This window comes from Streptomyces sp. NPDC127097, from assembly GCF_042724075.1.
Lineage (GTDB): Bacteria > Actinomycetota > Actinomycetes > Streptomycetales > Streptomycetaceae > Streptomyces.
Genome location: NZ_JBHXFI010000006.1, coordinates 177,517 through 201,028 on the forward strand (window position 1 = coordinate 177,517; position 23,512 = coordinate 201,028).

Annotated in this window: 22 protein-coding genes; 10 read left to right on the forward strand and 12 right to left on the reverse strand. The window is 71.4% G+C overall.

All coding sequences use genetic code 11. The features are described 5' to 3' along the window. Window positions 1-31: 31 nt before the first annotated feature. Complete coding sequence (locus ACFWJW_RS08155; RefSeq protein WP_387236593.1) at window positions 32-895, reverse strand: DUF4190 domain-containing protein; 864 nt, start codon at window positions 893-895, stop codon at window positions 32-34. 182 nt (window positions 896-1,077) lie between these two features. Here ACFWJW_RS08155 and ACFWJW_RS08160 point away from each other — a divergent pair, with 182 nt between their 5' ends. Then, a complete protein-coding gene (locus ACFWJW_RS08160) occupies window positions 1,078-1,689 on the forward strand; it encodes a GPP34 family phosphoprotein (RefSeq protein ID WP_387236595.1) in 612 nt (203 codons plus the stop codon). Between the two features lie 43 nt (window positions 1,690-1,732). On the opposite strand, the gene ACFWJW_RS08165 is transcribed toward ACFWJW_RS08160, so the two are convergent. After that, window positions 1,733-3,151, reverse strand: a complete 1,419-nt coding sequence (locus ACFWJW_RS08165) for an amino acid permease (protein ID WP_387236597.1) — start codon at window positions 3,149-3,151, stop codon at window positions 1,733-1,735. Between the two features lie 331 nt (window positions 3,152-3,482). On the opposite strand from ACFWJW_RS08165, the gene ACFWJW_RS08170 reads away from it, so the two are divergent. Further along, on the forward strand, window positions 3,483-6,200 hold the full coding sequence (locus ACFWJW_RS08170; RefSeq protein ID WP_387236599.1) for an ABC transporter substrate-binding protein: 2,718 nt from the start codon (window positions 3,483-3,485) through the stop codon (window positions 6,198-6,200). 2 nt (window positions 6,201-6,202) lie between these two features. Here ACFWJW_RS08170 and putP read toward each other — a convergent pair whose 3' ends face one another. Both putP and ACFWJW_RS08180 read right to left on the reverse strand, forming a co-directional pair. Beyond that, on the reverse strand, window positions 6,203-7,705 hold the full coding sequence (gene putP, locus ACFWJW_RS08175) for a sodium/proline symporter PutP (protein WP_387236601.1): 1,503 nt from the start codon (window positions 7,703-7,705) through the stop codon (window positions 6,203-6,205). Between the two features lie 347 nt (window positions 7,706-8,052). Next, a complete protein-coding gene (locus ACFWJW_RS08180; protein WP_387236602.1) occupies window positions 8,053-8,688 on the reverse strand; it encodes a class I SAM-dependent methyltransferase in 636 nt (211 codons plus the stop codon). Window positions 8,689-8,945: 257 nt separating this feature from the next. Between ACFWJW_RS08180 and ACFWJW_RS08185 the strand changes: the two genes are divergently transcribed. Further along, complete coding sequence (locus tag ACFWJW_RS08185; protein WP_387236604.1) at window positions 8,946-9,362, forward strand: Asp23/Gls24 family envelope stress response protein; 417 nt, start codon at window positions 8,946-8,948, stop codon at window positions 9,360-9,362. A gap of 45 nt (window positions 9,363-9,407) precedes the next feature. On the opposite strand, the gene ACFWJW_RS08190 is transcribed toward ACFWJW_RS08185, so the two are convergent. The 3 genes from ACFWJW_RS08190 to ACFWJW_RS08200 form a co-directional block, all read right to left on the reverse strand. Continuing rightward, entirely contained in the window at window positions 9,408-10,451 is a 1,044-nt protein-coding gene (locus ACFWJW_RS08190; protein WP_387236606.1) for an SMP-30/gluconolactonase/LRE family protein, read from the reverse strand. Next, the gene (locus tag ACFWJW_RS08195) at window positions 10,415-11,059 is read right to left on the reverse strand and encodes a diguanylate cyclase (RefSeq protein WP_387236608.1); all 645 of its coding nucleotides are present in this window, start codon (window positions 11,057-11,059) and stop codon (window positions 10,415-10,417) included. Before ACFWJW_RS08195 ends, ACFWJW_RS08190 begins: the two co-directional genes overlap by 37 nt. A 131-nt stretch (window positions 11,060-11,190) precedes the next feature. Next, window positions 11,191-12,486: an NAD(P)/FAD-dependent oxidoreductase gene (locus ACFWJW_RS08200; protein ID WP_387236644.1), complete on the reverse strand. Its 1,296-nt coding sequence runs from the start codon at window positions 12,484-12,486 to the stop codon at window positions 11,191-11,193. Between the two features lie 371 nt (window positions 12,487-12,857). Here ACFWJW_RS08200 and ACFWJW_RS08205 point away from each other — a divergent pair, with 371 nt between their 5' ends. Together ACFWJW_RS08205 and ACFWJW_RS08210 are read left to right on the forward strand one after the other, a co-directional pair. Beyond that, entirely contained in the window at window positions 12,858-13,481 is a 624-nt protein-coding gene (locus ACFWJW_RS08205) for a DNA polymerase ligase N-terminal domain-containing protein (protein ID WP_387236610.1), read from the forward strand. Between the two features lie 11 nt (window positions 13,482-13,492). After that, window positions 13,493-14,032, forward strand: coding sequence for an isochorismatase family cysteine hydrolase (locus ACFWJW_RS08210; RefSeq protein WP_387236612.1), 540 nt, complete (start codon window positions 13,493-13,495; stop codon window positions 14,030-14,032). Between the two features lie 19 nt (window positions 14,033-14,051). Here ACFWJW_RS08210 and ACFWJW_RS08215 read toward each other — a convergent pair whose 3' ends face one another. Together ACFWJW_RS08215 and ACFWJW_RS08220 are read right to left on the reverse strand one after the other, a co-directional pair. Next, entirely contained in the window at window positions 14,052-14,531 is a 480-nt protein-coding gene (locus tag ACFWJW_RS08215) for a DUF5709 domain-containing protein (RefSeq protein WP_387236614.1), read from the reverse strand. Window positions 14,532-14,651: 120 nt separating this feature from the next. Next, on the reverse strand, window positions 14,652-15,068 hold the full coding sequence (locus tag ACFWJW_RS08220) for a DUF2795 domain-containing protein (protein WP_387236616.1): 417 nt from the start codon (window positions 15,066-15,068) through the stop codon (window positions 14,652-14,654). Window positions 15,069-15,329: 261 nt separating this feature from the next. On the opposite strand from ACFWJW_RS08220, the gene ACFWJW_RS08225 reads away from it, so the two are divergent. Continuing rightward, complete coding sequence (locus ACFWJW_RS08225; RefSeq protein ID WP_387236618.1) at window positions 15,330-16,469, forward strand: Vms1/Ankzf1 family peptidyl-tRNA hydrolase; 1,140 nt, start codon at window positions 15,330-15,332, stop codon at window positions 16,467-16,469. A gap of 116 nt (window positions 16,470-16,585) precedes the next feature. Further along, entirely contained in the window at window positions 16,586-16,714 is a 129-nt protein-coding gene (locus tag ACFWJW_RS08230; protein ID WP_387236620.1) for an LPFR motif small protein, read from the forward strand. Between the two features lie 92 nt (window positions 16,715-16,806). Here ACFWJW_RS08230 and ACFWJW_RS08235 read toward each other — a convergent pair whose 3' ends face one another. Both ACFWJW_RS08235 and ACFWJW_RS08240 read right to left on the reverse strand, forming a co-directional pair. Then, window positions 16,807-18,246 carry an MFS transporter gene (locus tag ACFWJW_RS08235; protein WP_387236646.1) on the reverse strand — a complete coding sequence of 480 codons (1,440 nt, stop codon included), beginning with the start codon at window positions 18,244-18,246 and terminating at the stop codon, window positions 16,807-16,809. A gap of 32 nt (window positions 18,247-18,278) precedes the next feature. After that, complete coding sequence (locus tag ACFWJW_RS08240; RefSeq protein ID WP_387236622.1) at window positions 18,279-19,226, reverse strand: nucleoside hydrolase; 948 nt, start codon at window positions 19,224-19,226, stop codon at window positions 18,279-18,281. A gap of 352 nt (window positions 19,227-19,578) precedes the next feature. Between ACFWJW_RS08240 and ACFWJW_RS08245 the strand changes: the two genes are divergently transcribed. From ACFWJW_RS08245 to ACFWJW_RS08255, 3 genes are all read left to right on the forward strand, one after another. Beyond that, window positions 19,579-20,598 carry a LacI family DNA-binding transcriptional regulator gene (locus ACFWJW_RS08245; protein ID WP_387236624.1) on the forward strand — a complete coding sequence of 340 codons (1,020 nt, stop codon included), beginning with the start codon at window positions 19,579-19,581 and terminating at the stop codon, window positions 20,596-20,598. Between the two features lie 289 nt (window positions 20,599-20,887). Beyond that, entirely contained in the window at window positions 20,888-21,406 is a 519-nt protein-coding gene (locus tag ACFWJW_RS08250) for a lytic polysaccharide monooxygenase auxiliary activity family 9 protein (RefSeq protein WP_387236626.1), read from the forward strand. 157 nt (window positions 21,407-21,563) lie between these two features. Then, window positions 21,564-22,511 (forward strand): hypothetical protein, encoded by a 948-nt coding sequence (locus tag ACFWJW_RS08255; protein WP_387236648.1) that lies wholly within the window; start codon window positions 21,564-21,566, stop codon window positions 22,509-22,511. Window positions 22,512-22,689: 178 nt separating this feature from the next. Here the strand turns inward: ACFWJW_RS08255 and ACFWJW_RS08260 are convergent, their stop codons facing one another. Further along, the gene (locus tag ACFWJW_RS08260) at window positions 22,690-23,118 is read right to left on the reverse strand and encodes a DUF779 domain-containing protein (RefSeq protein WP_387236628.1); all 429 of its coding nucleotides are present in this window, start codon (window positions 23,116-23,118) and stop codon (window positions 22,690-22,692) included. Between the last annotated feature and the right edge of the window lie 394 nt (window positions 23,119-23,512).

Below are 23,512 nucleotides of genomic sequence, written 5' to 3' on the forward strand. Positions count from 1 at the left end.
GCACACCCCGCGGAGACTTCGAGGTGCCCGATCAGCGGGTGGGCCCGCTCCAGTACGCGTCCTTCCACTCCATGGCGTCGGGGCTGAACTCGACCTCGATTCTGTCGGCGGCGTCGGGCGGCAGAGAGAAGGCGTACTTGCCGATGGCCTCCTTGCCGGGGAGGACGTAGCCGGTGATGACCTTCTGGCGTCCGCTGCCGTCGATCAGCAGCTCCGCCGACGCTCCGTCGGCGTCGCTGACTTCGGGGAGGCCGGTGTCCACCTCGACCCGCTCGGTGCCGGTGTTGCGCACCTTCACGATGACCTGGACGGCCTTGTTGCCCTTGGCGTGACCGAGGACGTAGTCGTCCGGGGTGTACGGCTTCGGCTCGGCGACCGTGACCTTGAGCCCGTTCTCGAAGGTGTAGGACTCGCCGAAGGACAGGTGCCGGGCCTTCTCCGAGGCGGAGGCGGAAGCCTTCACTTCCTTGACCTTGGCACGTGCGTCGTCGGTGACCTTCTTCACCGCGGTGACGGTGAGAACGGCGCCGCCGGCCGCGGCCAGCAGACCGACCACACCCAGGATCACCCCGGCCAGGGCCATGCCCTTGTTCGTCGCCCGGCCGCGTCGCGCCTGGCTCAGCCCGACGGAGCCGAAGACCACGGCCAGCAGGGCCGGCAGCCAGGACATCCAGAACAGGATGATGAGCAGGCCGAGGACGACCCCGACGATGCCGAGCACCAGGGCCGTGATGCCCATGCCGTTGCGGGACTGCGGCGCCGGCAGGGGCGCCATCGGGTACGGCTCCCAGCGGGGCGGGGGCGTCGCACCGGGCGGCGGCGGTCTCCACGGGTCGTGGTCGTCCGGTATCCGGTCACCGGGCTGCGGGCCGTCGGACGGAGGGGGCACGGTCATGCACAGTCCTCGAAAGTAGATGAACTGAGGACCTTAGCAGTGGCTTTGCTCATTCATTACGGGATTTCGGACAGGTCCGGACAACCCGTCGGGGCGTGACCGCGGCCGGCCGGGGCGGTCGGCGGGCGAGCAGCCGTCCGACGCGCGACCATGGGACCGGAGACCGATCCAGGGAGCCCTCCATGACCACACCGCGGGACCTGATGATCGTTGCCATGGACGCGGAGTCCGGTGGCGCTCTGGAGCGGGGCGACCTGTCCCTCGCGCTCGCGGGGGCCGAACTGATCGATCTGCTGAGCGCCGAGGCCGTCCGACTGGACGGTGAGCGGATCGTGCCGGGGTACCGGCCGGCCCTCCCGGACCGCCTGTTGGACCAGGCGGCCTCGGCGCTCGTCCAGCAGGCGCCGTACGAGTCGGTCGACGACTGGCTGTGGCGCCGGGGTCACGGCCTGGCGGCGGCCTATCTGAGCGCCCTGGAGGACGACGGGGAGCTCACCCGGGAACACCGTCGCTGGCGGCCCTTCGGGGCCGGGCAGACGGTGCTGGCCGATTCGCCCGCGCACCGCCGGGCGGCGGACCGCTGGACCTCGCGGGAGACCGTCCTCACCGCCCTCGCGACGGCCGCCGGGGTCAACGGCACGGACACCGGAGGCGAGCCGGCCGAGGTCGATGACGCGGTGTCCACGGTGCTCGCCGCCGTCCACGACGCGGTCACGGAACTGGCGGCGGAGCGGCAGCGCCGCGCCATCGAGAAGGCGGCCTTCGACAACATCTGGCGGGGCGACGGCGGCTGATCTGCCCCGCCTCGATGTGCGCGCTCAGCCGGCGAGGTGCGGCTCAGCTGTCGGCGGCGGCCCGCCGGTCCCGGTCGCGGCGCTGCTTGAGATGGCCGGCGCCGGCCAGCGCCGCCACCACGACGGCCGTGCCGATGAGCTGCTGACGGCCGTCCGGGCTGGCGGCCATCACGGCGAAGACACCGAGGATGGCGGCGAAGGTCAGCCAGGTCAGATAGGGGAAGGCCCACATCCGCACCGAGAGCTGCTCGGGCGCCTCGCGCTCCAGGCGGCGCCGCATCTTCAGCTGGGTGAGGCAGACGATGGACCAGACGACCAGCACGGAGCAGCCGGCGATGTTCAGCAGCCAGGCGAACACGGTGGTCGGCCAGACGATCCCGGCGATCACGGCCGCGAAGCCGAACACACAGGACGCCAGCACCGCCGCCGCCGGCACGCCCCTGGTGACCTTGCTCAGGAAGCGCGGGCCCTGCCCCCGGCTGACGAGCGAGTACGCCATCCGCGACGAGCCGTAGATGTTGGCGTTCATCGCGGAGAGCAGCGCCACCAGCACCACGATCTGCATGATCGTGCCGGCCGCCGGGATCCCCAGCGTGTCGAGCACGGTGACGTACGGGCCGTCCGTGGCGACCTTCGGGTCGTTCCACGGCACCAGGGTGACGACCACGGCCATGGAGCCGATGTAGAAGACGGCGATGCGCCAGACGGCGGTGCGGACGGCGCGGGCCACGTTCCGGCTCGGGTTGTCGGACTCGGCCGCCGCGATGGTGACGGTCTCCAGACCGGCGAACCCGGAAATGGTGGTCAGCAGTCCGGCGGCGAGCCCGGCGACACCGGTCGGGAAGAAGCCGCCGTGGCCGGTGAGATGGCTGGTGCCGGGGGCGTCGCCGAACACCCCGAGAATGCCGAGCACACCCAGCACCAGAAACGCGACGATCGTGGTGACCTTGATCGCCGAGAACCAGAACTCGAACTCGCCGAAATTCTTGACCGCGGTCAGATTGCTGGCGCAGAAGAACACCATGAAGATCGCCACCCAGCCGTAGGCGGGGATGAACGACACCCAGTTGTGCATGATCGTGCCCGCCGCGGTGGCCTCGGCGGCCACGCCGGCGCAGAGCATCAGCCAGTACATCCAGCCCGAGGTGGTCCCCGCCCAGGAGCCGACCTCCTCCTCGGCGTGCACCGAGAACGAGCCGGTGGAGGGCCGGGCCGCGGACATCTCGCCGAGCATCCGCATGATCAGCATGACCAGCGCGCCGGTACCCATGAAGAGGAGGACGATGGCCGGCCCGGCCGCGGCGATGCCGACTCCGGAGCCTACGAAGAGCCCCGCGCCGATGACCCCGCCGAGGGCGATCATCGACAGATGGCGCTGCTTGAGGCCGTGCGACAACACGGACTCGGAGTTCTGCCCGGCCTCCGGGGAGTACTGGGGCGACCGGGTGTTTGTCCGACTCATTGTCGTGCCTGTTCATTGGTGGTGACGTTCGGTGAGCCTGACGAGTGTGGGGGGACGTGTTGCGCGTACGGCGTGAACGCCCGCTATGCGGACAGTTCACTTACTTGTGGTGAAGCCGCCGACACGCATTGAAGTGGTCCTGCTGCGGAAGGGGTCTGGTGGTGGAGGGAGGGGCAAGGGGGCCAATTCCGCGCGGGGCTCGGGTGATCGAATTCTTCGCCTGCCGAGATGACGCGTTCCGGGGTTTGCCGCAGGGGCATTCGGATATGGTTCAAATCACCTGTGGGTGGGGTGACTTGAATTCGGGGGAATCATGACCGTGCCTTTCGGTGTGCCTGCGCATTTTCCTGACGACACCGGTGCCGATACGTTCGTCGCGCAGCTTCCCACGGCGCTGGCTCCCGCGGACCGCGCGTATCTGTCGACCAAGCCGCCGCTGTTCCTGCTACGGGTGCCGGGGCACGGCGAGGAGTACGACAGACGGGTCCGCCGGGTCTTCGAGGCGTTACGGCAGCCGCTCGACGACAAGGGGAAACTCATACTGCACGCCGCGCTGGAAGCCGGGGCCGCGGGTACCGGCCTGCTGGCCGCGGCGGCGGGGGAGCGGCTCGCATACGGGATTCCCCGGCACATGACCCCCGACCGCTTTCCGCAATCCGCGCTGCTGCGCGATGTGATCGCGGACGTCATGGGACACGGAGCCGGCCGCGGAGCGGCCGCCGGTGCCAAGGCGCTGCGGGACCGGGCCTATGTGCAGCGGGTGCAACTGGGCGGGCTGCCGGCCGTTCTCTGGCGGCTCGGCGGCGGCGCGAACCCTCCGGCCGAAGGGCTCCACGGCTGGCTGCTCGGCATCCTCTGGACACCGCTCACCCAGACGTTCCCACGCTGGTGGTGGGCGCTCCGCAAGACCCGTCAGCTCATCCGGCCGATGCGTCTGTCGCCGTTCCGCCGCACGCGGTGGCTCGGTGCGGAACTCCACGCCGAGCGCGGCAAGGAGAACCTCTTCCGGGTGCTGGACGACATGGCCCAGCGGCAGGTGCTGAGACTGGCGCTCGACGAGGCGCACCCCCAACGGGAGGAGTCGCTCCAGCGGCTGGAGGATCTGCTGGTGCGGGCGCTGCTGGAGGATCTGCGGGTGCCGCAGCCCGGCCGGCTGGTGCCCAGGCGCAGGCGCCGCACCTCCCGGCCCGTGCTGCTGGTGGAGGTGCCCCCGGAGGGAACGCCGGGGGCGCGGCAGGCCGAGCGGTTCCTGCGCGCGTTCCACCGGGCGCGTGCCGCGACGCAGCCGCCGGGGCCGCTGGTCATCGCGGTGGGCCGGCCCTCGGACGCGCTGCTGGCGGAGCTGGGCGGCCCGGCGGAGAGCAACCTCACGCAGGCGGGACTCCAACTGACCCAGAAGGACGGCCCCCCGGTCCTGGTGACGTTCCGGGACGAGCCGCTGACCCGGCACGGCCTGCCCATCGCGCAGGTGAACCCGGCGACCTTCAGCACCAGTTGGCAGACCACGACCTCGCTGGTGACGGCCGGCGCGGTGGCGGCCGCAGCCGCGCTCGGCATAGGGGTCGTCGGGGTGGTCCAGGGGCCGCCGGCCCACCCCTGCGTCGGCGGGGACGACTCCGTCGCCGCTTCCGCGCAGGCGGAGCCGGTCGGCGTCCGGCCCAAGGAGTGGTACGACGCCGCCGCCGGCGCGATCCGCAAGGAGAACAAGCGGGCCGAGGCCCTCGCCGCGGCCGGCAGCACGGTCCGCACCGTGGTGGCCTTCGAGTCGAACCGGCCGACCACCGAGATCAACACCCGGTTCGACGGCAGCATCCCGGAACTGCGCGGTATCGCACTGTGGCAGCGGAGGCTGAACGACGAAGCCATTTCCGATGACACCCGGGTGCCGCTGCGCGTGGAGGTGCGCAGTGCCGGAGCGGAATTCCGGGACGCCGAGCAGGAAGCGCGCAAGCTGGTGGCGGAGCAGGACGACGGCAGCCGCCGCAGGCCCTACGAGCAGGTCATCGGCGTCCTCGGGTACTCCCAGAGCAGGGACGAGACCCGGGCCGCCCTGAAGGTGCTCAGCGCGGCGGGCATCCCCACCGTCGGGACGACGGCCACCGCCGACGAGATGCTGGACGGGGACAACCAGAGCTACTGGCCCTTCGCGCCGGCCAACAGCACGGAGTCCCGGATCGAGGCGGATTTCGCGAGCAAGTCCGACATCGTGGCGCGGCGGAACGGGGAGGGCGGCTGCATGACGGCCGAACGGGCCGTCATCGTGCAGAGCCCGGCGGATCTGTACAGCAGAAGCCTGACCGGGAAGTTCAGCCATGACTTCCCGGGAAGTTCGCAGGTGATCAATTTCGCGCAGAACGGCGACTTCCGGCGGGCGCCCGCCGGCACCCCCCGGGTTTCCAGCGCCCACGACCTGGCGGAAACGGTGTGCCGGGCGCTGAAGACGCAGCCGAACTCCATGGTGTTCTGGTCCGCGCGGGCCCGGGACTTCATCGCCTTCATCAACGCGCTGAACTCCCAGGGGACCTGTATCGAGGACGACATCACGGTGCTGGGCGGCAATGAGCTGACGATGGTGGCGCAGACCGGCTCCTTCAGTGACAAGCGCTGGCTGCGGCTCTACTACTCGTCACATCGCATGCCGGTCACGGACCCGCGGGCCAGCGGGAAGACCCGGGAGTTCGTCGCGGCCTACGACCGTTTCGTGCACGACACGACGCACGGCGCCGACCCCTGGCGCCAGGACGGCCATGCGGCGGTGGCGTACGACGCCTTCCATGTCCTCTCCCGGGCCGCCGATGTGACGTACCGCGACAAGCACGCCGACCGCCGGTCCATGCTGACCGCGCTCACCAGCGGGATGAGTTTCGACGGAGCGACCGGCTACGTCGCCTACCAGGCGGGCGCCAACGCGGCTCCGGCCGACAAGACCTTTGTGCTGCTGCGTCAGGGCGCCAAGGGGGCCGTCTCCGTGGTCGCCTGCGGTGCCTACCGGCAGGGTCTGACGACCCAGGGGCAGGCCCCGCCGTGCGCCGCCGAGGGGAAAAACTGACCTCAGCCGACCGGAACCGTCGTGGCGTGCCGCCGCTCCATGGAGCCCGACCAGGTGCGGCGCGGCGGCCGGCCGACGAACTTGCCGAAGAGCAGCGCCGCCGCGGTGGCCGCGAGGACCCCCGGCACCATCTCGTAGATGCCGGACTGGAGCGGGCCGAGGAGCGGGTCGATGTGCTTCCACAGGACGACGGTGGCCGCCCCCGTAACAATCCCGGCCATCGCCCCGGCCCGGGTCATCCGCGGCCAGTAGAGCGACAGCAGGATCACCGGGCCGAAGGCCGAGCCGAAGCCCGCCCAGGCGTACGCGACGATGTCCAGGACCGCGCCGCCGCTGAGGGCGATGACGTAGGCCACCAGCGCGACCACGACCACCGTCGCGCGGGCCGCCAGCACCATGGACGCGTCCGATGCCTGCCGCTTGACGAACGCCCGGTAGAAGTCCTCGGTGAGGGCCATCGCGGAGACCAGCAGCTGGCTGTCCGCGGTGGACTTGATCGCGGCCAGCACACCGACCAGCAGGATGCCGGCGACCCAGGGATTGACCAACTGGGCGCAGAGCGCGATGAAGACGGTCTCCGGGTTGTCCGGCGCCCGGTCGAGCGCGGCGATGCCCACCAGCCCCACGAGCGAGGCGCCCGCCAGACAGACGACCACCCAGCCCACGCCGATCCTGCGGGCCCGGGGTATCTCGCGGGTGCTGCGGATGCTCATGAAGCGGGCCAGGATGTGGGGCTGGCCGAAGTAGCCCAGGCCCCAGGCGAGCAGGGAGATGACCGCCACCGCGCCGAGCGGCTCACCGGACGTCCACCGGCTGCCGTCGAAGCCGGCCTCCGCCCCCATGTCGAGCAGGGCGGGGCTCTTGCGGGTGAGTGCTCCGTGCAGTGCGCCGAAGCCGCCCAGCATCGCGATGCCGATCGCGGGGAGTGCCACCGCCGCGCAGAACATCACCGTGGCCTGGATCGAGTGCGTCACACTCACCGCACGGAAGCCGCCGAGGACGGTGTAGACGACGATCACCACGGCGAAGACGGTGAGCGCGAACTCGAAGCCGCCGCCGAAGATGCCCTCGAACAGCACGCCCCCGGCCAGGAGTCCGCTCGCGACGTAGACGGTGAAGAACACCACGGTGACGGTCGCCGAGACCAGGCGCAGCATTCTGCTGCCGTCCTCGAACCGTTCCTCCAGATACGCCGAGAGCGTCTTGGCGTCGCCGGCCAGCTCGGTGTACGTGCGCAGCCGCGGCGCGACCAGAAGCCAGTTGAGATAGGTGCCGATGGCCAGGCCGACGGCGATCCATGACGCCCCGATCCCGGCCGCGTACACCGCGCCGGGCAGTCCCAGGAACAGCCAGCCGGACATGTCACTCGCGCCCGCGGACAGCGCCGCCAGCGGTGCGCTCAGCCGGCGCCCGCCCAGGGCGAAGTCGGAGAAGGTCACGGTGTCCTGATACGTCCAGATGCCCACGGTCACCATGGCGAGCAGGAATATCCCGAATGTGATCATGACGGGTACGATCAGGGGTGTCACCATTGCTCCCTAGCTGCTGGCACTGCCATCGAAGGCACGGGCGCCCGGGGGGGGGAGACCTCGCGAGGAGATCCCGGGGCGAGAAGGCTCCGGCGCGAGCAGACGATACGGATCCGCCACCGGGAGCGGCACCCTTTTGACAGATGTCCTTGACGGCCGCGAGCCCCCGCCGCCCCCGCTCCCGGCGGGCCCGGGAGCGGGACCGGCACCAGGACCTTATCGCGGGGCCCGGACCCCGGCGGCGGTCAACACCTTTGTTTCATACGGGACTTGGCGCATTCCGGTGGGGTGGGGACCGCTCGCCGGGGTCGGCGCGGCAGGTGTCAGGCGGTCCGGCGGCGGAGCTTCACGGTGTTGTCGGTGCGGGGGTCCGGCTTTCCGTCGTGGCCGGTCCGGAAGCTCGGGTGTTCCTCGCAGCGCAGCAGGTCCCACTGGCCGTCCGGGAGCCCGAGGCCCGCGACGACTTCCTCCGGGGTGGGCAGGTGCACATCGGAGTCGGGCTCCCAGGCGGGCAGTCCCGCATGGCCCACGATGAGCAGCACGCCGCCGGGGGCGACGGCGCCGGCGGCCTTCCGCAGGATGCCCTCGCGCGGCATGGCGTCGCCGGGGGAGTGCAGGAACTGGGCCGTGACGAGATCGAAGGTGCCCGCCGGAAACGTCGCACCGAGGTCGTGCTGCTGCCAGGCGATGCGGTCGGTGACCGCGGCCGCCGCCGCGTGGCCGGCCGCCCGGCCGAGGGCGACACCGGAGATGTCGACGGCGGTGACCTCCCATCCCCGCTCGGCGAGCCAGATCGCGTCCGCCCCTTCCCCGCACCCCAGGTCCAGTGCGCTGCCCGGGGCGAGGTCGCCGACCTCCCGGACCAGGGCGGAGTTGGGGCGGCCGCTCCACATCCGGTCGCTCTGCGCGTAGCGGGTGTCCCAGTACTCCTCGTCCGGGACGGTGACGTCATGGGCCATGAGAGTCCTCCTCGGTCCGTGCTCCTCGGTGAGGTGCGGCAGCGCCGTTTCCGTGGCCTGCCGCCCTTGCCGGGATGTTCCGCCCGGACCGGCGAAAATGACAAGGTCCCTTGCTGTAACGGCAAACGAGGGGGGAGCGCCGGGCCGCGGGGCCCGTGGCCGTCGCGGCCGTTTCGGGAGGCAGCGTCACCCGTACGGCCATAGCGTGAAGAGAGGGCCGAAGACTTCCCCTCAATGGAGCACTGGGGTGATGCGCAATGACCGAGTTCGCAGAGCGCGGGTCGCGGAACACCGGGAGCCTGGGGCGGACGACGATCGCCGACGGTGTGGTCGCGAAGATCGCCTATCTGGCGGCCGGTGATGTGGCAGGAGTCCATGCCCTGGGCAGCGGGCTCTCGCGGTCGGTGGGAGCCCTGCGCAAACGCGTACCCGGGGGCGGCACGACCACCACGCACGGCGTCAAGGTCGAAGTCGGCGAGAAACAGGCGGCGGTGGACCTGGACATCGTCGTCGAGTACGGCGAGGTCATCCCCGATGTGGGGCAGGCGGTGCGGGAGAACGTGATCTCCGCGGTGGAGCGGATGACCGGCCTCGAAGTCGTGGAGGTCAATGTCGCGGTCAGCGATGTGCGGCTCCCCGAGGAGGAGGAAGCCGAAGCGGAACGGGTGGTGTAGCCGCACGGCACAATCCGCGCGGGCGGGCGCCGTTCGTCCGGCGGGTCAGCGCGCGGGGGACGAGCCGTCCGCGCCGGGGAACGCGCAGACGGCGATACCGCGTTCCGCGACGCTGCCCAGAGCCAGGAGATCAGCCGTCCGGCAGACACTGGTGACCATCCGGTACGGAGACCGCACGGCGCGCAGATCCCAGGCCGGGCCGCCGTCGGGGCGGACCGCCAGCACCCGCGCCGTCGGGTGCGGAGGCAGCGAGAGCCGCAACCGCTTCAGCACCTCCCAGGCCGTCCGCCGGGCCCCGCGCGGCAGACCGTGCAGCAACGCCACCCCGGCTGACCGCGGTCGTGCCAGGGCCACCCAGAACGCGCCGTCGGGGCCGGGGGAGATGTTGTCGGGGTAGCCGGGCAGCCCGTCGGCCAGGGTGTCGGCGGTGCCGGCCCGGGGGCCGGTGAGCCGGTAGCGGGTGAGGCGGCAGGCCCCGGTCTCGGCCACGGCCAGGAAGGATTCGTCCGGCGCCAGGGCCACGCCATTGGCGAACTGGAGCCCGTCCAGCAGGACTTCGGGGGAGCCGCCGGGCCGCAGCCGCAGCAGCTGTCCGGTTCCGGTGTGCTCCAGGAAGTCGCCGAGCCACTCGTCGAGGCCGTAGCGACGGCTGGAGACGGTGAAGTAGACGGTGCCGTCCGCCGCGGTGGTGACATTGCTGGCGAACCGCAGGGGCGCGCCGGCCACCTCGTCGGCGAGCACCCGGACGGTCCCGTGCCGCGGGTCGACGCACAGCAGACCGCGCACGGCGTCACAGACCAGCAGCTCACCGCCGGGGAGCGGTTGCAGGCCGAGCGGTCTGCCACCCGTGTGCGCCACGGCCGTTGCCTCGTCCACCGCGCCCGGCGCCGAGACCCGCAGCCGCCAGATCGCACCGTCCGCGGCGCCCGCGAAGAGGGTGCCGTCGGCATCGGCCACCACGTCCTCGGGGCCCTCGATCTCGGGCGCGACGATACGGAGCGGCGGCAGGGTCCGCGGGCCGCCCTGCCCGGCGCGCTCCGTGAGCTGCCCGCTCACTGCGTCCCGCGACGCCGCGCGGCCTTGAGACACCGGGTCATCTCCTCGGCGTACGGCAGCGCCACGCACACGGTGAGGCCGAGTCCGATGCCGGCCAAATAGCGGACGGGCAACGGGGATTCCTTGGGCAGCAGCTTCCAGTCATCGGCGCCGCGGCCGCCGCGCAGCGCGCCGCGGACCTGGTCGGCGTGCAGACAGGCGAGGAACGCCAGCGCCGTGAGCGGCAGCACCTCCAGAAAGCTGTGGATGTGCTGCTCCATGGGACGGACCTCCCGCTCGGTCGTCGCCAGGCTCACATCCCACAGCGCGGTGGCGCCGTGCGCCAGGGCCGCACCGCCCATGACCGTCAGGACCAGCGGATTGACCCTGGCCAGCAGCCCCATGGCGACCGGCACCCCGGCTTCCGCCATCATCAGCGCATGCACCGCCGATTCCCGGACACCGCTGGTCTCCTCGATCCGGGTACGCCGGTGCATGACCCAGTCCGCCACCGAGGGGACGAACCAGAGCGGCATGACGCCGTACATCAGAAAGCGCCGGCTGGTGTCCTCCGCGTCCAGGGAGCGGCGGGGCACGGAGCGGTCGGCGGGCCGGCGCCAATGGCGCCAGGCGCGGGCGACCGGGCTGCGGTGCAGGTCCATCTCTCGCCTCCGGAATCCTGTGGTCGACGGCTCGCGGACACCGCCCGTACACGCCGCACGGATCATTCACCGGCAAGCCAAGCAGAACCCTCCGCATCCGGCATCCGGGGAAGGCCCGGCCGGCCCGGCTCTCACGAGGTGCCGCCCACCCGGGCCACTTCGGGGCTTTCGGTGTCCAGCGGCACCGACCAGGAGCGGACCAGTCCCAGCTGGACGGCCTGCCGCGGCAGCACCGCGTCCAGGAGCCAGTCGGTGGCCACCCGGATGCGGTTGCCCGGCATCGCCAGGAGGTGGTAGCCGCGGGTGACCACCCCGGCGAGCGGGCCGGACAGCGGGACGTGCAGCGGGTTCGCGGCGGCCTGGATGCCGCCCAGGTCCACCATGAAGCCCAGGTCATGGTGCTCGTAGGCCCGCGGGGTGCCCTGCCCGCAGGACGCCGCCACGTTGTGCGCCGCGACCTTGCCCTGCCGCTGGGCGTGCTGGGCGGTCATCGGCGTCGTCTCGCCGGGGCGGGTCAGGTCGGGTACGGCCGCGGCATCACCACAGGCGAACACCTCCGGCCGGCCGGGCACTCCCAGGAACTTGTCGACGCACAGCCGCCCCTTGTCGGTGGGCAGCCCGCAGGACTCGACCAGCGGGTCCGGCCGTACGCCCACACACCAGATCAGGGAGCGGCTGCTGACGAACTCGCCGTCGTCCAGCAGGACCCCGTCCCGGGTCGCCTCCTTGACCGAGGTGCGGGTACGGACCTCGACGCCGCGGGCGCGCAGGACCCGGTCGGCGGTGCGGGACAGCCGCTCGTCGAGTTCGGGCAGCAGCCGGTCGGCGAGGTCCAGCAGCAGCCAGCGGGGGCGCGGGCCGTCCCGCAGGCCGGTGTTCTGCCGGACCAGGGAGTCGGTGAACCGCACACCCTGGGCGGTGACTTCGGTCCCGGTGTAGCCGGCGCCCACCACGACGAAGGTGGTCCTGGCGGCCCGCTCGGCCGGGTCCTCGGCCGCGGCGGCCAGCTCGATCTGCCGGGTGATGTGGTCGCGGAGGTACAGCGCCTCGGGCATCCCGCGGAAGCCGTGGGCATGCTCGGCGACGCCCGGGATGGGCAACAGTTTGTTGACGCTGCCGACCGTCAGCACCAGCCGGTCGTAGGTCAGCGAGCCCTCCCGGTCCTCGGGGTCGGTGTAGGCCACCCGGCGGGCATCGAAGTCCAGGTCATGGGCCTCGCCCAGGACGAGCCGGACGCCCGGCAGGGTCCCGGTGAGCGAGACCGAGATCCGGCGGGGCTCCAGGACTCCGGCCGCCACCTCCGGCAGCAGCGGCACATACAGAAAGTAGTCATGGGGGTTGATGAGCACGATCTCGGCGGCCCCCTTGGCCTGCCGGGAGAGCGTGCGGGCGCATTCGTAACCGGCGAAGCCGGCTCCGACGATCACGATCCGAGGACGACGTCGCTTCACGTGGACTCCCGCGGTCGAGGATGGTGCGTGAGCGCCGGGCCGAACAGGGCCACCGTCCGGTGCGGGCCGACGGCCGGCGCGGGCACACCGTGGTGCCTTGTCGGCTAACCGGTGTGCGGCCGGGTACACATGGGTTCCCTGTCATTCTGCGGGCGGCGGCCCCTGGGCGGCACGTTGGGAAGGACCGGGCAGGCCGGGTCCCGCGCGGACGCGAGGGCGGCCGCGAAGACACCGAAGCGGGTGCGGGCCGGGCCGGCGAGCAGCGCCGGACCGGCCGCACATGCGTCGCCGGGCGCCCCGCGCGACAGTGAGAGATGCGGCCACCGGCACGAAGGGCAGGCGGGCACATGGGCGCCAAGGACGGACTGACGGCATACCGCGGCAAACGGCACTTCGACCGGACGCGCGAGCCGGCGGGCGCCCCGGCGGCGGCCGGGGACACCTCGTCCTTCGTCGTCCAGATCCACGACGCGAGCACCCTGCACTTCGACTTCCGGCTGGAGGTCGACGGGGTGCTGAAGTCCTGGTCCGTCCCCAAGGGGCCGTCCACCGACCCGCACGACAAGCGGCTGGCGATGCCCACCGAGGACCATCCGCTGGAGTACCGGGAATTCGAGGGCGTGATCCCGCAGGGGGAGTACGGCGCCGGCACCGTGATCGTCTGGGACCAGGGGAGCTACCGCCCGCTGCCCCGGAAGAAGAAGGGCCGCACGCTGTCGTTCGGCCAGGCACTGGAGGACGGCCATGTCTCCTTCTGGCTCGACGGCAGCAAGCTCCACGGCGGCTATGCGCTGACCCGGTTCCGTACCGGTGAGGGCCCCGGGAAGCGGGAGTCCTGGCTGCTGGTCAAGGAGAACGACGGCCGGGCCGGGCGGGGCGGTACGCCGGACGCCCGGCGGGCCCGCTCCGTACGCAGCGGCCGCACCCTGAAGCGGGTGGCCGCCGAAGAGGGCCCGGGACGGCCCGGCTGACCGGGGACGCCATGTCCGGCAAGGCGCTCATCGTGATCGACATGCTCAATTCCTATGAGCACGCGGACGCGGAACTGCTCCTGCCCTCGGTACGACAGGCCCTGCCGCATATCACCGCGCTGATCGAACGGGCCCGAAAGAACGACGTCGAGATCATCTACGTCAATGACAATTTCGGCCTGTGGCGCTCACACCACGACGAACTCCTGGACGCCGTACTGAGCGGCCCGCACGCCGAACTGGTGGAGCCGGTCCGGCCGGACGAGAAATCGCTGTTCGTGGTGAAAGCACGGCACTCGGTCTTCTTTGAAACGCCGCTGGAATATCTGCTGCGGCAGCACGGCATCGACACGATCGTGCTCTGTGGCCAGGTCACCGAACAATGCGTGCTCTATTCGGCGCTCGACGCACATATCCGGCATATTCCGGTCATCGTCGCCGAGGACGCCTGTGCGTATATCCATGAGGACCTCGCGGCCGCCGCGCTGCGCATGATGGAGCGCAATATGCAGGCCCGGATCGTGCGCTCGGCGGACTCCGACGTCCTGTGAGGGGGCCTGGAGGCAGCCCTCAGACCTCCCTGTCCCCGTCCCCCGCGTCGTCCCGGGCGATATGCACAGCCGCCTCCTCCGCCGACGCGGCGCCGCCGTCGATCCCGACGTCCCGGGCGGCGATGTCATTGCTGCCGCCGCGCCAGAACCCCTCGTCGGAGCCCACGAGCCGGCCGGCCCGCTCGTCGCCGCATTCGAGGTCGGTCGGTTCCCCCACCCCGCCCGGGAGATCGCCGATCCCGTCGCCGTCCGGTACGGAGACCTCCGGTACCTCCACCGACAGCCGGTGCTCCAGCGATTCACGGTCGTGCAGCTCGCGCGCGGTGGTCCCCTCGTGGTTCACCACGAAGGGCCGCTCGGGCGGCGAATAGCCGGTGTCCAGCGTCTGGTCGAGGTCCGGCTCGTCCAGCGCGTCCTCCATGTCGAGGGCGTTGGGGTTGTCCCGGGGATCGGATCTGGGCGGCTGGTAGACCTCGTCGCCCATCGCGTCGTCGGACATAACCGCCCTCCCTCTTCCCGTCCATCCGCCCGGCCGCGGGGTGCGGCAGGTGCGCTACGACCAATTGTCCGCCTCCTGGTGGCTCCCGGCAGCGCCAGGACGCGCGGACCGGGCCCGGCCTCAGGCGCGCCGGTGTTCCGTCGCGATCCCGACGGCCTCGGCGACGCTCTGCACATTGCCGAACCGCTCGTGTGCGGGCAGCCGCTCGGCCATGGCGACCAGCCGGTCCGGTGCGTTGTTGCGCCGCAGGGTCTCGATGATCGTGTTCTTGTCGGCCGGGTACAGGCTGCGCCCGAGGTGCTGGGCGAGTTCGGAGCGCAGTCCCACGTCCTCCTCGGTCATGCCGCTCGGTGTGCCGCCCCGGAACTCGCTCTCGGGTGACCACGCCGCGACCGGCTGGTCCTCGCCCGCCGGCTGGAGTTCATGCTCCTCGTCCGTGCGCAGGGCGCGCTCCGCCGTCAATTGCCCCCGTAGTTGCTTCTTCATCATCTCGTCCCGGGCGGGGCCGGTCTTGTCCGTTCCGTGTTCCATGACCATGGGTGCCTCCGGCTCCACGAGTCATACAGACCCGTCGCGTTACTCCCAGTTTCCCTGGTCCCCCAGCCCTAACAACCCGGCGGCGCCGTTTCAACCATGCCTACGGAAATTACGCGGCCGGCCACGGAACGTAACGGCAGATGCATATGCCCTGGATGCATACGCCTTTCGGGAACGGGAATTCGTAAGGCAGCCCACCGATGACGGCTCACGTACCACAGGAGAATCCACGGAATCCGAGGAAGCCAAGGAGGCAGCGCCATGCGAATCTCGCTCCTGCAACCGGTCATCGACCGGCCAGGCCCCTGGGCATCCGTCTATGCCGATATCTCGCACAGCACCGAGGACGCCGCGAAACAGCAAGAGTTGACGGCGAGCGCCACCACGGCGCAGTTGTTCGCGCTCGGCGCGGACGAGGCCACCTGCGGTGCGGTGCACGAAGCGCTGCTCACGCGGCACGAAGGCGAGTCCGGGGAGCACTCCGGGCGGGTGCTGTTCGCCGCCCATGGTGAGATCGTGCTCGACACCCCGCTTCCCGGGCCTCCTGCCACCCCGTTCGCGGCCTGGGGGCCGGTGCCCAGAGTCACTCCCTTCCTGGCGGCGGTCGGCGACGACCCGGTCTGCCTGGTGGTCCGTCTGGACCGTGCGGGAGCGGACTTCGCCGTCCTCGGCGAACGGGGCACCGACGACGCCGGCCAGGTCAGCGGCGCCGACTGGCCCCTGCACCGCACCGCCTCGGGTGACTGGTCCGAAGGCCACTTCCAGGCCAAGGTGGAGAACACCTGGGAACACAACGCGGGAGAGATCGCCGACGCGGTGCGCAAGGCGTTCGAGGAGTGCGCCGCCGAGGCCATCGTCCTGATCGGCGACGCCCGCGAACGCCACCTGGTGCACGACAAGCTGCCCGAACCGCTGCGCGCCCTCACCTACGAGAGCGAACACGGCGGGCGGGCCGCCGGTGCCGAGAGTACGCTGGTGGACCGGGACATCGCCCAGGTCAGGGCAGTTCAGGAGCGTGAGCACATCGCGCAGGTGGCGGACCGCTTCCGCACCGGTGCGGGGCCGGGAGGCAAGAGCGCCCCGCACGCCGCGGCCGGCATCCCCGCCCTGGTCGAGGCGGCCCGGGAACACCGGATCGACACCTTGCTCGTCAGCCCGCACGGCTCGGACATCGCCCGGCAGGTCTGGGTGGGCTCCGAGGCCGATCAACTCGGCGTACGGGGAACGGAGTTGCAGTACCTCGGCGAGACGCGTCCGGCCGCCGCACGGGCGGACGACGCACTGGTGCGGTCGGCGGCGGCGAGCGGCGCCGACATCGTGGTGGTCCGTGACCCCGAGCGGGCACCGTCCGGCGGGCTCGGCGCCATCCTGCGCTGGACGGAGGACACGACAACCGGGTGATCTGCCGCCCCGGCAGACGCTCCCGACCCATCGACCCGACCCATCGACCCGGCCCATCGACCCGGCCGGCGGCGGCACTTCAGGTGGTGCCGGACGGCCATGACGGAGGTTCACTCATGTTGCACGCGATAGCGGACGTTCTCCGGTCGATCGGTGGCGCCGTCGCCACCGTCGTCACCCTGCCCTTCCGCGCCGTGGCACGGCTCTTCGGCGGGGCCGCGGACACCGCGCGCGGACACCACTGACCGCGGAGACCACTGACGGCGGACACCACAACGGGCCGCCAGCCGACCGGATTTCGTGGTCGGCGGGCGGCCCGTGGTGTCCGGCGTGCGCCTCAGTCCTGTGCTTCGGCCGCCACCGGCTTCGGGATCAGGAAGGACGTCGCGATGGCCGCGGCGAGGATGACCACGCCCGCGATCATGCCGGCGGTGTAGCCGCCGGAGGACGACGGGTCCGCCGGTGACGCGGCGGTCTTGACCGCGTACAGGAGCGCGAAGCTGAGCCCCGCGCCGAGGTTGAAGGCGCCCGCGTTCAGACCGGGCAGGAAGCCCGGGTTCTCGCTGGGGGAGAGGACGATGCCCAGTCCGTTGAGGACGATGTTCGCCACACCCGCGTAGGCGATCCCCACCAGGACGGACGTCACCAGCAGCAGGATCCGCGACTGGCTGTGCATCGTGAGCAGCATCAGCGCGACGGTCGCCACCGACCCGGCCAGGCCGCAGCGCAGGACGCGGCCGTAGCCGAAGGTGGCGGCCAGGCGGCCGGCCAGCGGGCCCATGGCGAGTCCGGCGAGCGCGTACGGTGACAGCGTCCACCACGCGGACTGCTCGGCGCTCATGCCGAGTCCGGCCTGGGCGTCCTGCGCGAAGGCCGGGATCAGTCCGTTCATGACGGCGAACACACCGGTCATGGTGAGCACGGTGGTCAGCAGGGTCGCCCAGGTCGCCCGCTGCTTGAGGTGCCGGGTGGCGACCAGGGGGTGCCCGCTGCGGTTCTCGGTCCGCCAGAACAGCGCGAAGGCGGCCGCGGACAGGACCAGCAGGACGGCGATCAGCGGCCAGTTGGCGGCGGCCAGCTTGCCCGCCTCGTTGAGCGCGATCAGCAGCGAGCCGACCGAGACCACGAGCAGCGCGACCCCGGGCCAGTCCATCCGGGTCGCGGCGGGCGCCTTCGACTCGGGGGTCAGGGTGGCGACCAGGACGGTGGCCAGGGCGGCGACGACCGCCATCGACCAGAACACCGACTGGAAGCCGTGGCTGTCGGCCAGGTAGCCGCCCGCGAGGGAGTCGACACCGGCGATCCCGCCGTTGACGGCGGTGATCACGCCCAGCAGGGTGCCGTACCGCTTCGGCTCCCGCACCTCCACCCGCAGCATGATCAGACACAGCGGGACGACCGGACCGGAGACGCCCTGGATGACCCGGCCGGCGAACAGCATCGGCACGCTGGTCGCCAGCGCGGCGACGAGGCAGCCGACGACCATCAGGCCGAGCATTCCGGCCAGCACCCGGCGGCGCCCGAGGACATCGCCGAGCCGCGGGAGGAAGAGCGAGAACAGCGCCGCGGAGGTGAAGAACGCGGTCTGGGTGAGGCCGATCTCCGCGGAGCTGGCGCCGAGGGTGTCCTCGATGTTCTTCAGCGCGGGGCTGAGCATGCTGGCGTTGAGCTGGAAGGCGAAACAGGCCGCGAGCAGCGCGGTGACCAGCACGCCGATACGGACCCCGGATCCGCCGCCGGTCCCCTCGGCGGGGCGCCGGTCGGTCGTGGTGTTCATCTCGGTGGGAGTGTTCGTCTCGGTGGGAGCGTTCATGCCTCGACGTCGCCGATCCGCTCGAGCGCGTCCACGACGAGGTTCCAGAACCGCTCGTGGTCGAGCCTGACCGCGACCTGGGTGGTGCAGTCCTCGGGGGCGGGCGCCCGGAAGTCCGTCACGGTCATCCCGACCGTCAGCGCACCGCGCAGCTCGATGTCCACCGGGGCCTTGCGCACGGTCATGACGTCCGGGTCGATCACATAGGCCACCGCGCACGGGTCGTGCACCGGCGGGTGGTCGAAGCCCTGGTTCTCGCGGTACGCCTCGCGGAAGAAGTCCAGCAGCTCACCGACGAACTTGGCGGGGCGGGTGCCGACCGCGGCGATCTTCGCATCGACCTCGGGGGTCGCCAGTGCCTGGTGCGTCAGATCGAGGCCGACCATGGTGACCGGCCAGCGCTCGTTGAAGACGATGTGCGCGGCCTCGGGGTCGATGATGATGTTGAACTCGGCGACCGCGCTCCAGTTGCCCTCGTGGTAGCCGCCGCCCATCAGGACGACCTCACGGACCCGCTCCGCGATCCGCGGCTCCTTGCGTACGGCCAGCGCGATGTTCGTCAGCCCCGCGGTCGGCACGATGGTGATCTCGCCGGGCTCGTGCGACATCACGGTGTCGATGATCAGGTCCACCGCGTGCCGGCGGTCCAGCTCGATGGCCGGCTCGGGCAGCTCCGGGCCGTCCAGACCGGTCTCGCCGTGGATGTCCGGCGCCGTCTCGATGGCCCGGACCAGCGGACGCGGGCAGCCGGCGGCGAAGGGCACGCCCGTGATCCCGGCGATCCGCGCCACGGACAGCGCGTTGCGGGTCACCTTCTCCAGCGTCTGGTTCCCGACCACGGTCGTCACGGCGACCAGCTCGACATCGGGATTGCCATGTGCCAGGAGCATGGCGATCGCATCGTCATGCCCCGGGTCGCAGTCGAGGATGATCTTTCTGGCCAACGGAAGAGCCCCTTTGCTCTGCTGCTCGGAAGTGTGGTGCGGAGTGGTGGTGCGGGGCCGGCATGGGCTCCGGTGCACAGCGCGCCCGGCGGTCACCCATGGCGAGCCCGGGCGGGAAGTCAGCCACGAGCGAGCAACACGGGAAAACGTTCTCCGGAAACTTGACCCATGGACTGGCCGGTTGTCAACGGTTCAATCTCTGGCGTACCGGGCGTTATCGGGACGAACTGCGGCCGGTGTGGCGGGGAGAACCACCTCTCACCACCTCTCGTGGGACAACGTTTGCCAGGCAGGCACAGGGGCGTATGCTCCCTCCGGTCCGGGCGGGCCGAGCGAAGGGAGCCGGGAGACGGTGGCCGAAGTCACGCTGAAGGACGTCGCGCTGGCGTCGGGCTGCTCCGTCGCCACGGTCTCCCGCGTGCTGGCCGGCACCCGTCCGGTCGGCGTCGAGACCGCCCGCACGGTACGCGAGGCGGCCGAGCGGCTGGGCTACCGCCCCAACCATGTGGCCCGCGCCCTGCGCAGCCGCTCCACCGGCACCGTCGGTCTCGTCCTGCCGCAGATCACCAACCCGTTCTTCCCCTCCCTCGTCCGGGAGCTGGAACACGCGCTGCACGCCGAGGGGCGGGCCGTGCTGCTCGCCGACTGCGACGACGACCCGGTGACCGAGGCGGCCCGGATCGGCGCGTTCCTGGGACGGCGGGTCGATGCGCTGTTGCTGATCCCCGTCGATGAGCGGCGCAGCCGGGACGCGGTGGCGAGCGCGGCCGCGCAGGTCCCACTGGTGCTGCTCGACCGCGGCTGCGGCCCCGGCGTCGCCGACTCCGTCGCCGTCGACAACGCCGCCGGTATGGCCCTCGTACTCGATCATCTGGCCGCCACCGGCCGCCGCCGCCCCTGCTTCGTGGGAGCCGCCGGGACCGCGTCGGCGGCGGTCGAGCGGCGCGCGGCGTACGAGGCCGGGGCCGCGGCGCTGGACTCCGAAGCCCCCGGGCGCGTCGAGCTCGGCGACTTCTCGGTGGAGTGGGGGCGGGCCGCCGTCGACCGTGTCTGGCCCTCCCGGCCGGACGCCCTGATCTGCGCCAATGACCTCATCGCCGCCGGTGCCCTTCAGCGGCTGCGGCAGCTCGGTGCGGACGTACCGGGCGAGGTCGCCGTGACCGGCTTCGACGACATCCCGCTCGCCGGCCTCGCCGACCCGGCGCTGACCACCGTCCGCCAGCCGGTCGGCGAACTGGCCGCCGAGGCCGCCCGTCTGCTGAGCCACCGGCCGTCCGCCGCGGAGCCCGGCCCGCGCCGCACGGTCCGGCTGGCGCCGCGGCTGGTGGTCCGGGCCTCCAGCGTGCCGGCCGGGGTCTCTCCGGCTCGCTGACCGGGGCGCCTTGCAGGTCTGACGGCACGTCAAGAAGACTGCGGGCAAGGTCAGTTGTGCGCCTGAGACCCCGACACACATCACTCGCCGCCATGACCGGCCGCGGCACGGCAACACGCGCCGCGCCTCTTGACCGTACGCGGTCAGAGAGTAAAGTCTAGACCAATTGGTGTGCACCTTCGCGTCATCCACCCCCCTCAACGAGGCTTCCCCCGGGCGGACGTGCGGCGCCGCGGCGGCGTCGGGTCCGCTGTTCTCGCGTGGCGGCCTCTCTCGCGAAAGGTTTGACATGCACAGAAAAAGGAAGCTCGCCCTCGCCCTCGGCGCGGGCATCGCCCCGCTGCTCGTCGTCACCCTGCCGGTCAACCCGGCCAGTGCGCACGGCTATGTGTCCTCGCCGCCCAGCCGGCAGGCGCAGTGCGCCGCGGGCAGTATCGATTGCGGTCCGATCAAGTGGGAGCCGCAGAGCGTCGAGGGCCCCAAGGGGCTGACCAGCTGTAGCGGTGGCAACAGCCGGTTCGCCGAACTCGACGATGACAGCAAGGGCTGGAAGGTCACCCCGGTCGGCCGCTCACAGACCTTCAACTGGCGGCTGACCGCCCGCCATTCCACCAGCACCTGGCAGTACTTCGTCGGCGGGAAGAAGGTCGCCGAGTTCAACGACGGAGGGGCTCAGCCCCCGGCGACGGTCTCGCACACCGTCAACTTCGGTGGCATCACCGGCAAGCAGAAGATTCTCGCGGTCTGGAACATCGCCGACACCACGAATGCCTTCTACGCCTGTATCGACGTCACGATCGGCGGCTGAGGGCCGACCCCTCTCCTCCCTCCCGTCCCCGCCGCCCCGTCTCCCTGCGCCGGTCACCTCCGTGAACGGCGGCGAGCAGGGCGACGAGGCCGGCGGGGCACCCGTTACGATCGGCCCATTCATGGCCGTTGTGCGTGGCCGCTGCCGGGAGGAAGAGATGGGCCTGTTCCGCCGAGGACCGAAGCGGGATTCCCGCGACCTGGCACGCGACGGGGAGTTCAGCTTCTTCTCCGAGCGCGAGGGCGGTGTCTTCAGATCACAGGTCCGGCAGGCATTCGCGGAACGGGGGCTCGAAGTCACCGCGTACGCGGGCGTGGTCACCGACTCCGCGGGTCGGCAGTTCGGCCTCGGCAACCTCGCCGCGGTGTGCCACCGCGACCGGCGCGGGGAGCGCAGCTGGCCCGCGCTGATCCGGGATCACGTCGGCAAGGTGCTCCGTACGATGGACGGCCCGCAGCCGCTGGAGATCCTCAGCGAGGACGAGATCCGGGCCTGTCTGTACCCCCGTGTGGTCGCCCAGGAGACGCTGCCCGCCTCGGACTCCTTCCGCTACGGCCGGGCGCCGGCGCCGGGGCTGCGGGAGGTGCTCGCCCTCGATCTGCCGGAGGCGGTGCAGATGCTCAGCGAGGACTCGCTGACCGATCTCGGGGACGTGGCCGAGCTGCGGATCCGGGCGATGAACAATCTGCGGGCGCTGCCGGTCGAAGGGCATGAGACGGTGCGGCGCGGTGACGGCTCGGCGTTCGAGGTGCTGCTCGGCGACTCGTTCTTCACCGCGAGCCGGGTGCTGGTCCTGGACGAGCTGGTGCAGCGGCTCATGGGCACCGAGCTCACGCCGGACGGTGCGCTGGTCGCCCTGCCCTTCCGGCACCAGCTGGCGTTCCACCGCATCCACGACGCGCAGGTCATCCCGGCGCTTCAGGCCATGGCGCAGTTCGCGGCGGCCGGTCACGAGGACGCGGCGGGCGCGATCAGCCCCAGGGTGTTCTGGTGGCGCCGGGGCGTGATGACCCCGCTGAGCGAGCCGGACGGGGACGGGCTGCGGGTGGTGGCGGACGCGGACTTCCAGAAGATGCTGGAACGGCTGGTGCAGGGCGAAGCCTGAGGGACGAGGCGGACCGGCACCGGCGGTCCGTACAAGATTTTCTCGCGAAATCTTCACCGTGCGGGAACCCGAACCGCCCGCCACCCGTTTCTACAAGTGAGGCCCCACGCTCTCCCCCGTGCGTGGGGCCTCACTCTGTGCCCGACCGGCGTCTCCCGGTAGCCCGCGCACGCCCCTTTCAGCCGCTGAGACCCGCGCGTTCCTCCTCGGTGAACAACCGCGAGCGGATCAGAAAGCGCACCCCCTCCGGCGCCTCCAGCGAGAACCCACTGCCCCGCCCCGGCACGACGTCCACCGTCAGATGCGTGTGCTGCCAGCGCGCGAACTGGTCGGCCGACATCCAGAAGTCCACCGGCTCCGGCACGCCCGCCACGCCCAGCCGGGCCAGCAGCACATCAGACGATCCCGTACGGAATTCCCCCGCCGGGTAGCACATGGGGGCGCTGCCGTCGCAGCAGCCGCCGGACTGGTGGAACATCAGCGGACCGTGCTCCTTCCGCAGCAGCCGCAGCAGTTCGGTCGCCGCCGCGGTGAGCCCGATCCGCGCCGGGCCCTCCGGGGCCGCGGGGCCCGGAGCGGCCGTCTCGCACCCGTCGCCGCCGGCCATCAGAACCGGCCCGGCTTCATCGCGGCGCGGCTGACCGGCGGATTCATCGTCCCCGGTGGGTACATGTGTCGTCCTCTCCTGGCCATGACGCTCCTGACCGGCGGAAACGGATGTCGTCCGGCGGGACGGGGCGGCCGCCCGGGCCCGCCCGGACCGGGCCCGCCGAGCCGTCCCGGCGGCGGCGGTGCCAGTTAACCCCGTGCAAGGTTGCGACATGGTTGCACGCGGCGCCGGGATGTAAGGGCTAGGGCCTGTCTTCAAAGTCCCGTCGTTCGCCCGTAGGGCGGGCCTCGCGGCGCCTGGTGCACTTCACTCGCTGCGCTCGCTTCGTCTCGGCTCCTCGAAAGAGCCACTGGATGCCGAGCGCGATCGCAAGGCGGAGGGTCGTCCCGGT

Coding starts and splice junctions, on each gene's coding strand:
- ACFWJW_RS08250 (WP_387236626.1), top strand. CDS start 20,888: ATGCACAGAAAAAGGAAGCTCGCCCTCGCCCTCGGCGCGGGCATCGCC.
- ACFWJW_RS08220 (WP_387236616.1), bottom strand. CDS start 15,068: ATGGTCATGGAACACGGAACGGACAAGACCGGCCCCGCCCGGGACGAG.
- ACFWJW_RS08155 (WP_387236593.1), bottom strand. CDS start 895: ATGACCGTGCCCCCTCCGTCCGACGGCCCGCAGCCCGGTGACCGGATA.
- ACFWJW_RS08260 (WP_387236628.1), bottom strand. CDS start 23,118: ATGGCCGGCGGCGACGGGTGCGAGACGGCCGCTCCGGGCCCCGCGGCC.
- ACFWJW_RS08235 (WP_387236646.1), bottom strand. CDS start 18,246: ATGAACACCACGACCGACCGGCGCCCCGCCGAGGGGACCGGCGGCGGA.
- ACFWJW_RS08215 (WP_387236614.1), bottom strand. CDS start 14,531: ATGTCCGACGACGCGATGGGCGACGAGGTCTACCAGCCGCCCAGATCC.
- ACFWJW_RS08160 (WP_387236595.1), top strand. CDS start 1,078: ATGACCACACCGCGGGACCTGATGATCGTTGCCATGGACGCGGAGTCC.
- ACFWJW_RS08225 (WP_387236618.1), top strand. CDS start 15,330: ATGCGAATCTCGCTCCTGCAACCGGTCATCGACCGGCCAGGCCCCTGG.
- ACFWJW_RS08205 (WP_387236610.1), top strand. CDS start 12,858: ATGGGCGCCAAGGACGGACTGACGGCATACCGCGGCAAACGGCACTTC.
- putP (WP_387236601.1), bottom strand. CDS start 7,705: ATGATCACATTCGGGATATTCCTGCTCGCCATGGTGACCGTGGGCATC.
- ACFWJW_RS08180 (WP_387236602.1), bottom strand. CDS start 8,688: ATGGCCCATGACGTCACCGTCCCGGACGAGGAGTACTGGGACACCCGC.
- ACFWJW_RS08185 (WP_387236604.1), top strand. CDS start 8,946: ATGACCGAGTTCGCAGAGCGCGGGTCGCGGAACACCGGGAGCCTGGGG.
- ACFWJW_RS08255 (WP_387236648.1), top strand. CDS start 21,564: ATGGGCCTGTTCCGCCGAGGACCGAAGCGGGATTCCCGCGACCTGGCA.
- ACFWJW_RS08195 (WP_387236608.1), bottom strand. CDS start 11,059: ATGGACCTGCACCGCAGCCCGGTCGCCCGCGCCTGGCGCCATTGGCGC.
- ACFWJW_RS08230 (WP_387236620.1), top strand. CDS start 16,586: ATGTTGCACGCGATAGCGGACGTTCTCCGGTCGATCGGTGGCGCCGTC.
- ACFWJW_RS08210 (WP_387236612.1), top strand. CDS start 13,493: ATGTCCGGCAAGGCGCTCATCGTGATCGACATGCTCAATTCCTATGAG.
- ACFWJW_RS08165 (WP_387236597.1), bottom strand. CDS start 3,151: ATGAGTCGGACAAACACCCGGTCGCCCCAGTACTCCCCGGAGGCCGGG.